This is a genomic window from Collinsella aerofaciens, assembly GCF_015555045.1.
Classification (GTDB): domain Bacteria; phylum Actinomycetota; class Coriobacteriia; order Coriobacteriales; family Coriobacteriaceae; genus Collinsella; species Collinsella aerofaciens_W.
This window is the reverse complement of sequence record NZ_JADNJQ010000026.1, coordinates 18184-30410: the sequence shown is the minus strand read 5'-3', so window position 1 is coordinate 30410 and position 12227 is coordinate 18184. Positions and strand designations below refer to the sequence as shown.

General features: G+C 60.8%; 10 protein-coding genes. 1 reads left to right on the top strand and 9 read right to left on the bottom strand.

Annotation, left to right across the window (positions count from 1 at the left end; translation table 11 throughout):
* Positions 1–436: 436 nt before the first annotated feature.
* From I2E45_RS08410 to trhA, 8 genes are all read right to left on the bottom strand, one after another.
* Positions 437–1633 (bottom strand): Nramp family divalent metal transporter, encoded by a 1197-nt coding sequence (locus tag I2E45_RS08410; protein ID WP_195445621.1) that lies wholly within the window; start codon positions 1631–1633, stop codon positions 437–439.
* Between the two features lie 74 nt (positions 1634–1707).
* Positions 1708–3552: a magnesium transporter gene (locus I2E45_RS08405; RefSeq protein ID WP_161115223.1), complete on the bottom strand. Its 1845-nt coding sequence runs from the start codon at positions 3550–3552 to the stop codon at positions 1708–1710.
* Between the two features lie 326 nt (positions 3553–3878).
* On the bottom strand, positions 3879–5285 hold the full coding sequence (locus tag I2E45_RS08400) for a polysaccharide deacetylase family protein (RefSeq protein WP_229058904.1): 1407 nt from the start codon (positions 5283–5285) through the stop codon (positions 3879–3881).
* 72 nt (positions 5286–5357) lie between these two features.
* Positions 5358–6113 carry a PRC-barrel domain containing protein gene (locus tag I2E45_RS08395; protein ID WP_195361872.1) on the bottom strand — a complete coding sequence of 252 codons (756 nt, stop codon included), beginning with the start codon at positions 6111–6113 and terminating at the stop codon, positions 5358–5360.
* Positions 6113–6502 (bottom strand): YtxH domain-containing protein, encoded by a 390-nt coding sequence (locus I2E45_RS08390; protein WP_035136593.1) that lies wholly within the window; start codon positions 6500–6502, stop codon positions 6113–6115. The genes I2E45_RS08395 and I2E45_RS08390 overlap by 1 nt, the downstream gene beginning before the upstream one ends.
* A gap of 136 nt (positions 6503–6638) precedes the next feature.
* Positions 6639–7472 carry a cyanophycin synthetase family protein gene (locus I2E45_RS10425; protein ID WP_229058903.1) on the bottom strand — a complete coding sequence of 278 codons (834 nt, stop codon included), beginning with the start codon at positions 7470–7472 and terminating at the stop codon, positions 6639–6641.
* Positions 7473–7496: 24 nt separating this feature from the next.
* A complete protein-coding gene (locus tag I2E45_RS08380) occupies positions 7497–8870 on the bottom strand; it encodes a hemolysin family protein (RefSeq protein ID WP_195445617.1) in 1374 nt (457 codons plus the stop codon).
* Between the two features lie 113 nt (positions 8871–8983).
* A complete protein-coding gene (gene trhA, locus I2E45_RS08375) occupies positions 8984–9667 on the bottom strand; it encodes a PAQR family membrane homeostasis protein TrhA (protein WP_195445615.1) in 684 nt (227 codons plus the stop codon).
* Positions 9668–9853: 186 nt separating this feature from the next.
* On the opposite strand from trhA, the gene I2E45_RS08370 reads away from it, so the two are divergent.
* A complete protein-coding gene (locus tag I2E45_RS08370; protein ID WP_195445613.1) occupies positions 9854–10819 on the top strand; it encodes an alpha/beta hydrolase in 966 nt (321 codons plus the stop codon).
* Positions 10820–10982: 163 nt separating this feature from the next.
* On the opposite strand, the gene I2E45_RS08365 is transcribed toward I2E45_RS08370, so the two are convergent.
* The gene (locus I2E45_RS08365) at positions 10983–12188 is read right to left on the bottom strand and encodes a DUF362 domain-containing protein (protein ID WP_195445611.1); all 1206 of its coding nucleotides are present in this window, start codon (positions 12186–12188) and stop codon (positions 10983–10985) included.
* Between the last annotated feature and the right edge of the window lie 39 nt (positions 12189–12227).

Below are 12227 nucleotides of genomic sequence, written 5' to 3'. Positions count from 1 at the left end.
GCGGTGTCCCCTCCCTTTCAAGAAAGGGAAGAGGCGGGGCATGCCCCGCCTCTTACACCACATCTCTGCGCGCTACCCCCCAAACAATCAAAACAAGCCCTTTTCGCCGCACCCTCAAAGGTCTGTGGGCAAAAAAGGGCAAATATGAGTACTGTTACCATTTTAGTAGCAGGCAAAACCACCCAAAATGACGTCCGAGCGACCCCTACAACCCCCTAAAGCAGCCAACCTGACTGGTTTAAGGCGTATTGGAGCCAATTTTAATGAACATACTAAAGGCTATGTTCATTATCTTTTAGGATGTAAATGCTATTCACTTAGCAACAGTACTCATATTTGGCATTTTTTGTCCATTGCTATATAACTAACACCCTATAGCAGACAAAAAACAGGCCGCAGCCCATCGCTGCGGCCTGTTCGGAAGCAAAAGTGGGCGTTAAGCGCTGTAGCCCATCGCTTGCAGGACAAACATGACGACCGTGAGCACCGTAATCACGGCGATAGTCGCCCAAGTGAGCATGTTCCACACGCGACCGTTGCGGTTGGCACCCATAATGTGACGGTCGGCTGCGATAACCACCTGGAACACCAGAACCACGGGCAGTAGCACGCCATTGATGACCTGTGAGGTCATCATAATCTGGAACAGATCGACGCCGGGCATAAGCACCAGCACGGCAGAGATACCGATGATGGCCGTAATGATGCCGCGATAGACCGGGGCCTCGTCCCAGCTGCGGTCGGCACCGCGCTCCCAGCCAAATGCCTCACAGATAGCGCTCGACGTAACGCCCGGCAGCACGCAGGCGGCCAAGAAGCTCGCCGCGACCAGGCCCGAGGCAAACAGTACCGTGGACCACTGACCCGCAATAGGCTCCAACGCGCGGGCAGCATCGGCGGCATCGCTTATCTGAATACCCGCCGGGAACAACACCGTACCGGTCGTGATGATAATAAAGCCGGCAATGACATCGGCGGCAAGCGAGCCGCTCACGGTATCAATGCGCTGCAGCACGATATCGTCCTCGCCCGCGTTCTTATCGACCACGTTGTTCTGCGCCAAGAAGATCATCCACGGCGCGATGGTGGTACCGATCGTTGCGACCACGAGCGACACGTAGCTGGGGTCATTTTGAATGTTAGGCACGACCAAGTCGACCGCGACCTCACCCCAGTTGGGGCCAGCCATAAACGCGGCGACAATATAAGTCACGAACACGCAGCTCACCAGCAGCAGAATCTTCTCGATGCGCTGGAAACTACCCGACATGGTAAGCATCCACACCAGCAGCGCCACCAACGGCACCGAGATGCTCGCCGGCACGCCAAAGAGAGCAAGGCCGCTGGCGATGCCCGCAAACTCCGAAATGGTCACAGCCGTGTTGGCGATCAACAGCGCCGCCATAGCAAGTACACTCTTGCGCACGCCAAAGCGCTCGCGAATGAGCGATGCCAGGCCCTTGCCCGTGACGCAGCCGCAGCGCGCCGCGGTCTCCTGCGTCACGATGAGCAGCACAGTCATGACGGGAAGCATCCAGAGCATCTTGTAGCCATAGCTGGCGCCCGCGCTGGAATACGTTGCAATGCCGCCGGCGTCATTGCCCGAAAGCGCCGCCAGCAGACCGGGGCCCATAGCGCCAAAGATGGCCGCGATGGTCAACTTTTGCTTGGTGCCCGACTTTTGCTTGGTATTTTGCACGCGACCACCTAACCCATGACCGACATGGTGAGCAGCACCGCAGCGGCGCAGTACGCTACGCACGAGATCATGACGGCAATAACGTTCATGGCAGTGCCCGACGTGTTGAGGTCATGCTCGTCACGCCAGAACAGCACCATCAGGTAAATCACGGCGCTCATGTTACCAACCAGGCAAATGATGGCAGCAATATTAAAGCACCCGGTAAAGAGTTGCTCCTCAAACATGGGCGCATCGGGGAACGCAGCGGTGCGCACCAGCTGGGCGCACAGATAGGTCACGAGTGACAGAATCAGGCCCATGCCCGTGCTCTGGAAGAAGAATCCCAGATACGGCTTGGGCTCGTCGTCGTGACCGTCATACTCCAGGAAGTAGTTCTTGACGAACGACACCATACGCGAGGCAGCCAGCAACACGAGCGGCATGGCGCACATGGGGAACACCACCAAATGCGCGGAGCCCAGCGCCGTCCCCAGCACCGTTGCCATGATGCACGAGGCGATGCCCCACACGACGACCCAGTACTGACGATGCACGAACCAGCTGAGCACGTTCGTCGAGTCGTCCGACGCGCTATCGCCCGAGCCGACACCGGCGATCTGCAGGTCCTCCTGATGCTCCTCGGCAATAACGTCCATGGCGTCGTCGAAGGTCACGATGCCCAGGATATGACGGTTCTCGTCGCAGACAGGGATGGCAACCAGGTCGTACTTGGTCATCTCGTCCGTCACGTCTTCCTGGTCCTCGTCGGGTGACACGTAGACCAGATCGCGATAGGCGAGCTGGCCCAGCGTGGCGTCGCGGTCGGCCACGATCAGCGTGCGCAGCGAAAGCACGCCCGTCAGCATGCCGCTCGGGTCCTCGGTATAGACGTAATAGACGCTCTCAAAGTCCTCGTCGAGCTTGCGAATCGCCTCGATGGCGTCGCCGACCGTCGCCGTGGCGGGCAGCGAGACAAACTCCGAGGTCATGATGCGGCCGGCGGTGTTGTCCTCGTAGCCCAGCAGATTACGAATCGCCTTCTCCTCCTTGACGCCCATCAGGCGCAGGAGCTTCTCGGCCTTCTCATAATCGAGTTCGTCGATCAGGTCGGCAGCGTCGTCCGGGTCCATCATGGCCAGCATCGACGATGCGTCGGTATCGGACAGGCCCTCGAGCATCTCGGTCATGAGCTCGTCGTCGTCGAACTCCGAGATGGCCTCGGCGGCCTGGGCGGTGTCGAGCTGCGCGAACACCTGCGCACGCAGGCGCGGGTCGAGCTGCTCGATAATGTCGGCAATGTCGGCGGGGTGCAGCTCGCCAAGCGTCTTGTGCGACACCGAGAGTTGAATGTTCTTGGTCGAGCGGTCGAGCAGGTCCATGTAGGACCAAGCGATGATGTCCTCGCTGAGCGGCTTGCCCAGATGCTTCATAAAGCCCTCGACGACATGCTCGAGTGTGGGGCTGATCGCGCGCAGCAGACCGCGGGCACCGACCTCGGCGCCCAGCAGGCGCAGCTGATTTTCGCCCGACATGGAAAACTTGATGTCGTTGACGCGCACGACCTTCATACCCTGCGTGTCGACAATCTGCTTGTTGAGCACGTCGCGGGCAAGCAAGAGTTCGGTCGGCTGCAGGTACGAAAAACGGATTTCGGTGGCCGACGTCTTAAGGTGTACACCCGTCTCGTCGATACGGTCGACCCATTTGCGCCAGCTAATCATAAACGGCGTCTTGCCGGGTCCGCGGAACGCGAGCGACGTCACGTGCGGAAAAACTTCGCCGGTAGCAATGCCAAAATCGTTCACCACGCCGAGCTTTTCGCCGTCGACGTCCAAGACCGGCAATTTGAGCATCTCACTCAGATAATTCAATGGTGCTCCCCATCATTATTCCTCCGGACGCGACCGCGCGTGCGGCGTCCGGGGGCTTCTGGATATGTATACGCATGCGCGGGCGGCACGCCGCTCGACGCTTACACCCCGTGCATGCGCAAAAAGCACCTGCATGGGGTCATCGACTGTATGGTCGAGGTTTGGATTTCACCTGTAACCTTTCTCTTGACCCTCATTAACCGCAGTAACTATAGCATCAGCATCGCCCTGCGGCATCGAATTTATGCGCTGCACATTGCAGGCATACCAAACGCTGACGCATCCGTGACATAGCCATTGGACGTTCTTAAACGACTACCCAATGACTACTCTGTGGTATCGTCGTCCTCGGCAAGTTGGGGGAACACGGCGTCCTTGGGCATGGCGACCTTCGTCAGCGAGGTGAGCTTTTTGCTCAGCGACGTGTCCGTCTTGACCAGGTCGCTGAGCGTCACGATCTTGTAGCCGTCGGCAATGAGGCCGTCGACAATCTGCGGCAGCGCCTCGAGTGTCTGCTCGGCGCATTCGTCTCTATCGGTGAGCAGCACGATATTGCCCGGCGTCACCGAATCGAGCACCGTCGAGACCTGTTCGTCGGCACCGTTTAGCAGCCAGTCGCCCGAGTCGATATTCCACGAGACCACGGCGGAGACCAGGTCCATCGCATCAATCCAGTTTTGCTCGTCAAAGGCAGCGTAGGGAGCACGCAGCAGCATCGTCTTCACGCCGGTCGCCGACTTAATCGCATCGGTGCCTTTCGTGATCTGTTCGCGTACCGCCTCACGGTCCTGACCCTTGAGCGAATCGTCGCTGTAGCTGTTGGATCCGATCTCGCACCCGGCATCGACAATCGCCTTGGCCGTGGCAGGTGAGGCCTCGACCGCATCGCCCGAAAGGAAGAACGTCGCGGTGACGCCCTTTTCCTTGAGCACCTGCAAGATCTGTTTGGTGGCGCCGCTCGGACCCTCGTCAAACGTCAGTGCCACGTACTTTTTGTTGCCCTTGGGCGCCACGCTGGCGCACGCAACAACGCAATCGGTGGCGGGCACAACCTCGCCGCGGTCTTGCGTCTTGCCCGACTGCTCACCAACCCACACCTCGGAGCGGCCCTGGACACCCCACGTCTGCACATACTCGATAGCGCCCGTACCCTCGACCTTGAGCTTGGGCTCGATAACCGTAGCCTGAACCTCGTGCTTCTCGTAGGTGTTACGGCCATCCTTGACCGTCACCTTCTCGCCGCCCTCAAGTTCGCGGCTATCCCATTTGCCCTGCTTCACGCGCTTGCCGTCGACCTTCACCGACAGCTTTTCGCCCCCATGGCGCTTGAGCACACTGTCATCGACGGCCAGCAGGTCGCCTGCGTCGTAGGTGTCAGTCAACTCCTGGTCGTCGATGAGATTCTGCAGCGTAGAGCCCACACGCACCGCGGTCTTCTGGCCGTTGAGCTCCACATCCACACTGCGGTTGACGTAGCCCACGACGGCAGCGATAAACAGCACGAGCGCACAGCCCACGGCAATGAGCGCATAGGGCAGGCGAGACGAACGACGGGGCGTACGGCTGTTGCCGATGCGAGCGCTGCGGTCGCTAAAGCCGCGGCTATGGTTGAGATACATCGCGCCGGGCTTACGGTGACGCTTGCGCTGACCGCTGGGCAGCTGCCCCAGATCGCGGCGCGCCGTCGGACGCGCGCCCGAACGCCCGTTTAAGTTGGATCCGTTTTGGCGCATGTGCCCTCCCCCATAAACACAGCAAGCCGGAGCAACAGGTCTCCGGCTTGCCTCCCATCATTTGGTACGTCGCTATTTTGTAGCTTTTGACGAGCCTCCGCTCGCCTTTTGGTATTCGTCCTTAAAGGCCTTGAACATGCCGCGCGTCTTGCCGAGCTGCTTGCCCAGTGCGCGACTGCCCTTGTCCACGGCAACCGATCCCTTGTCGTCGAGCACCTTGGCGCCCTTTTTGACCTTGTCGCCCACCACGACGCTGGCCTCGGCGGCCTTGGCAGCCGCACCGCCCGAATACCCGAGCGACTTGACCTCGTCCGAGACGACCATCGCGCCGTTCTCGTAGCCGCGCAGCATCGTCGGCGGCACCTGCGTGTCACCAACCAAAACACTCGAAGCAGCACCGGCGGTCACATAGAATGCCTGCACGATGCCCGAGCGCGGCTTGAACTCAACGTCCGAGCAATAGCCCACGACGTCGCCCGATTCCGTGCGCACGTCCATACCGACCCAGATGATGCAATCGTCCAGGTTGATGTCGAGGCGCTTGGCCGCAGCGGTATCGTAGGTGCCCTTGACGTCGTCAACCGCGATGGCGCCCTCGTAGACACCAATAGCGTCGAGCGCTACGAATCGGTCGGGACGCTCGATCATGCCCGCGATATCGGATTGGCGGACCATAAAGCCGACCACGCGCGTACCGCCCGGGGTAAAGACCGGAAAGTGAATCTTTCCGAGCTTTTTAGGGCTGCGCGGCGTGCCGTCCTTTTTGGTGCGCTTGTCCTCGGTAGGCTTGCGATAGATCTTGGCGCCGACAAAATCCCCGGCGCGCATTATGCCTCGGTCGAGGGCTCCGCAGCCTCGGTATCAGCCTCGACGGCGTTCTCGACCACGACGTCGGCGGCAGGCGTCACGTTGCCGCCCGAAATGGCGTCGTTGAGCTGCTCGCGCAGCTGGTCCATGCGCTCGCGGGCAAGGTCGACTTTGGCGCGCAGGTCGTCGGTCTTGGCGTCGACCATCGGGCCAAAGTCATTCACCGCAGCACGGGCCTCCTCGGCGCTGTGCTCGTAGGTGTCGCGCATATTGTCCCAGGCGTCGTTGGCGATATCGGCAGCCATGGCGCGGGTCTCGGCGCCCGAGCGCGGGGCCAGAGCAACGCCGACAATAGCGCCGGCAGCGGCACCAAAAAGTGCGCCGGAGACAAAGCTGAAAGTCTTACCCATGATCATTCCTCTCCTGCGGGCACGTCGGTGCCCACCGTTTGAATGCTGTCCATTATACCCGCAGCGCATCACTTGCCGCTCCGCTCATCTGCGTACGGCAAAGGCGCAGGTACGTGATGGTGATAAACGCGTGGACCTACTCCTGAGGCATAGCCGGCATGGCCACCGTGGCACCCGGGTCCTCGCCGGCGCCGTCCACGAGCGGCAGGCCGCCCTCATGCGCAGGTCCTGCCGGAACCGTCGCCGCACCGCCAAAGACGGCAGCGGAAGCCTCGTGGTTCTCGGCAACCGCGCCCTCGGTATCAATCGCCACCTGGGGCTCGTCGTCAAAGTTGGGGACGCCCTGGGGCTCGGTGGGAACGGGCTCGGCGGTCGCATCGGCAACGGGCTCGGCGTCGACCGGCACATCGCCCTCGTCAGCGCCCTCGGCCTCGGCAGCATCTTCGCCGTTCGCAGCGGCGACGGCCTCGTGAGGATCCTTGCCCTCGGCCTCGGCGCGCATGCCCAGCACCAGGTTGCGCAGGCCCGCGACCGTGCCTTCCACGTCAGGGGCAGGCTGGTCGGCGTGCAAGTACGCCCAGTCCATCATAAAGGTGGCCGAAGACAGCGCGCCGATGGCCAGCGCGTCGTCGGGGCACGAAAGCTCAACCTCAAAAACGCGCTCGTCGTGCTCGCTTACGCGCGTGCGGCCGCACGAGATGCTGCCGGCAAGCCCGGTCTCGTTCATGAGCTCGACCGTCACATGCTCAAGCAGATGGCAAAGCTCGGTCTGACCCATGCAGTCCTGGAACTCGCGACCGGAATCACCCAGGCACAGGTGCTTGGCAATCGCCGGCACCAGGTAATACACGCGCGCCGTGGCCTCGATATCCTCCGAGGTCATGAGCGGCATGCCGGGGTTCACCAGCACATGCGCGCAGATCTTGTCCTCGCTGACGGTGACCTTAAGGATGTTGAACAGGCCTGCCATAACTCTCCCCTACTCTTCCTTGCCCTACTCGTCGCCATCGTGCGGATCCACAGAGCCCGCACCCGACGCCGCCGGCTTCTCTGCCGAAGACTCGGAATCCTTCTTATCGGTTTCGGCCGGAGCGATCACGCGAATGAGCGAGATGCGCTGGCCACGCATCGACTGTACCTTGAACTTGTACCCCGCAACCTCAAACACCTCTCCGATGTCGGGCACCGAGTCGCAAAGCTCCAAAATCCAGCCGGCGATGGTCTCATAATCATCGCTTTCCTCGAGCGGCCAACCAAGCTCAATCGCGTCATCGCACGAAAAACGCCCATCGACAAGCCACTCGCGACGCGAAAGACGCGTGAGGTACTTGTTGTCGGGGTCGAATTCATCCTCGATCTCGCCGACAATCTCCTCGACGATGTCCTCGATGGTGATAATGCCGGCCGTGCCGCCGTACTCGTCCACGACCACCACGATCTGGTCGTGAGAGGTCTGCATCTCGGACAGCAGCGGCAGGATGTCCTTGGTGTCGGGCACAAAGGTGGCGTCGCGCAAAAAACCGGCGATGGGCTGGTCGCCCTTGCCGTCGAGCGCGGGCTGAATCAGGTCCTTAATGTGCGCGATGCCCGCGACGTTGTCGGGGTCCTCGTGATAGACGGGAATGCGGCTGAAGCCGGTCTGGCGCATGGTGGACAACACGTCGGCGACCGTCTCGTCGTCCTCGCACATGGTGGTGTCCACGCGCGGCACCATGACCTCGCGGGCAACGGTGTCGCCCAGGTCGAAGATCTCGTGGATCATGCGCTTTTCCTCGTCGAGCAGGTCGTCCTGCTCCGAGACCATGTACTTGATCTCTTCTTCCGAGACGTTCTGGCGGTCGTCGGCACTCTTGATGCGCAGGATGCGGGCCAGGCCATCGGAGCAAGCGCCAGTCAGCCACACGAGCGGACGGGCGATCTTCTGGAACACGGAAAGCGGGCCCACGACCTGCTTGGATACGCCCTCGGCATTGGCCAGACCAATGCGCTTGGGCACAAGCTCGCCAATCACGATGGACACGAAGGCGACCGCGACGGTGATGATGACCGGCGCCAGGCCGCGCGCGATGGCGGAGAGCGGCGCGATGCCAAAGCTCATGAGCCACGTGGCGAGCGGGTCGGACAGACTCGTCGAGGCGACGGCGGACGAGGCGAAGCCCACGAGCGTAATGGCAACCTGGATGGTGGCGAGCAGCTGGTCGGAGTCGGCAGCCAGCTTAATTGCACGCTCGGCGCGCTTGTCGCCTTCCTCGGCCTCGTGCTCCAGCACGGCGCGCTTGGCCGTGGTGAGCGCCATCTCGGACATAGAGAAGTAGCCGTTGATGAAGGTCAAAACGAGGGTGGTGATAAGGGAGATGGTTATGTCCATCGGGAGTTTCTCGAACCTCCAAGATTCGGGACGTCAGGTCAAAACGTTGATGGCGGATAGGGCAGTTGCACCCGGCGGGCGCCCGGACGGGCCCGCGGGCGCAGGCGCGATCGCTAGATTACGAAGAGGATCACCGCCATGAACTGGAAGATACTGCCGGCGAGCACCCACAAGTGAAACACACTGTGCAGGTAGCGCACGTTTTTGGCGATATAGAACGGCACGCCCGCGGTGTAGCACACGCCGCCGACGGCGAGCAGGGCAAGTGCCACGGGGTTGAGCAGCGCCACAAGTTCGGGCAGCTTAAAGACAACGAGCCAGCCCATCAGCAGGTAAACCAGGCCGCTTACCCAGTGCGGTTGACGCTCGCGCATAAAGCACTCGAGGGCGATGCCGATAATGGCGATGGCCCATACGGCAAAGAACAGCGCAGGGCCGCCGTCGTTTGCGAGCGTGATAAGGCAAAACGGCGTATAGCTGCCCGCAATGAGCAGGTAGATGCAGCTGTGGTCGATGATGCGAAACACGCGCTTGGCGCGCGCGGGCTGAATCGCGTGGTAGAGCGTGGAGGCTAGGTATTCGAGGATAATGCTGACACCATAGACAATCGCCGCGGCCATGTGGGCCGGGCCTCCGCCGCGCAGGGCAGCGAATACGATCAGGAGCACCAGGCCCGCGATACCCAGCAGGCAGCCGACACCATGGGTGACGGAGTTCATGATCTCCTCGCCCACCGTGTAGTGTGGAACGGCCGCGGTCTTGGGTCGCGGCTTAGAACTGTCGCTCGAATCGGACATGCCGGTTACATCCTCCAACGTAAAGAGTTCTCAACACTATATCAAAGCGTCTAGGTACGTGCGAAATTTGCACCATACGTGACCCTTTGTTTACCCATTCTTTGTCTGTTGACGCATCAACGGCGAACGTCCATAATGCGCTTGCATTAAATGTTGATGTATTAACATCTTATAGGAAAGCTTCTTATGTCTCAAAACGCACGTTCCCATCGAAAGCTCAAGATAGCCGGCATCGTTGCACTGGTGGCTGTCGTTGCGCTGCTCGGATTTGCCGGCAACTTTCTGTTTGACTTTGCCCTGAACCCCCAAGCGCCGTACACCATGAAGATGATGCAGGATAGCAAGAACGACAAAAAAGGTGAGCAGCCGGATGCCGAGGAAACCGAGGCGCGGGCGTGGTTTAAAGAGAACCGCGAGAGCAGCAGCCTCACCGCGGACGACGGGACCGAGCTTGCCGCCTGGTATTTTGCCGCGTCGGAGAGCACGCACGACTACGCCGTCTGCCTGCATGGATATACCAACGAGCCCATCGGCATGGCCCGATACGCCAAGCGCTTCCACGACCGCGGCATGAACGTACTCGCGCCTGCCGCCCGCGCCCACGAGCGTTCCGGCGGCGACTATATCGGCATGGGCTGGCCCGAGCGGCTCGATGTTATCGCATGGATCGGGCGAATTGTTCAGGCCGACCCCGAGGCGCGCATCCTAGTCTTTGGTGAGTCGATGGGTGCGGCAACCGCCATGAACGTCGCGGGGGAATCTCTGCCCGCAAACGTGAAATGCATTATCGAGGACTGCGGTTATACGAGTGTCTGGGACGAGTTTTCTCTGCAGCTCAAGGACGTGTTCGGCCTGCCCAGCTTTCCCTTGCTCGATGTAGCAAACTTGGTATGCAACGTGCGCGCGGGCTACGACTTTCATAAGGCGAGCAGTGTGGAGCAACTCAAACACGCGACGGTTCCCATGCTGTTTATCCACGGCGACCAGGACACCTTTGTGCCGTACAGTATGCTCGACCAAAACTACGAGGCGTGCGCCAGCAAGGTCAAGCAAAAGCTCACCATCCATGGCGCCACCCACGCCAAGAGTGTGCAAGTTGACCCCGAGCTCTACTGGAACACGGTCAACAACTTCCTCGACGAGTATTTTTAGGCAAAAAGCAACGTCTGGGGCTTTGTTGCCAAAAATCGGTTTGTGGTCGGCGCTATTCGATTTTCCTCGCACTTCCAAAAAGCCGCCCGTGGGCGCTGTGCTCACGGGCGGCTTTTGCTCAACTTACGCTACAAAGGCGCTTATTTTGTCCAATAGCTAGGCGCTACTTGACCTCGATAAGATCGTACTTGCTCGTGCCCAGGCCAATCTTCTCGGCGTGCGCGATGCACACGCGCCAGTCGGTGTCGGGATGCGTGATGCAGAAGGGGTCCTTGGCCTGCTCGCCCTCCAGATGCTCGTGGTTGTGCTCCATCTTGGCCGCGCTGTCGGTGAGCTCGGTGTTGGGCAGCGGCTCGGACGCCATGACGGCGTCGGCGCAGGCCTGGTCAATGGCGACCGGGTCGAAGCTCGCGAACATGCCAATGTCGTTGACGATGGGCGTGTCGTTTTCGGGATGACAGTCGCAGTTGGGGCTGATGTCCATGGCGAGCGAAATGTGGAAGCTCGGGCGCCCGTCGACGACGGCCTTGGTGTACTCGGCGATCTTGCAGTTGAGCACGTCGGCCGCGGCGTCATAGCCGGGCTTGATGCAGTCCTGGTTGCATGCCGCAATGCAGCGTCCGCAGCCCACGCAGCGATCGTGGTCGATGCTGGCCACGTGCACCGTGCGAGTAGCGCCGCTGGCAAGCTCGCGCTCGCGGGTGTCGTTGAACGAAACAGCGTTGTGCGCGCAGATCTTTTCGCAGGCACGGCAGCCAATGCAGTGCTCGGCCGCGACGTTCGGCTTGCCGGCGGCATGCTGCTCCATCTTGCCGGCACGGCTGCCGCCTCCCATGCCCAGGTTCTTCATGGCGCCGCCAAAACCGGCCTGCTCATGACCCTTAAAGTGGGTGAGACTGATCACGATATCGGCATCCATGAGCGCCTGACCGATCTTGGCCTCGCGCACGTACTCGCCACCCTCGACCGGGACGAGCGCCTCGTCGGTGCCCTTGAGGCCGTCGGCGATGATGATCTGGCAACCCGTGGCATACGGGGTAAAGCCGTTCTGGTAGGCGGTGTCGATGTGCTCGAGCGCGTTTTTGCGGCTACCCACATAGAGCGTATTGCAGTCGGTGAGGAAGGGCTTGCCGCCCAGCTCCTTCACGACATCCGCGACGGCGCGGGCGTAGTTGGGGCGCAAAAAGCTCAGGTTGCCCAGCTCGCCAAAGTGAATCTTGATGGCGACGAACTTGTTCTCAAAGTCGATCTGCTCGATACCGGCGTGACGGATGAGGCGCTTGAGCTTGTCGAGCTGGCTCTCGCGAGCATGCGTGCGCAGGTTGGTGAAGTACACCTTGGCGGGTGCTGCGGGTGTAGTTGCGGTCATAGATATATCCCCTCGGTCTATATGGCGTTACAGACATAG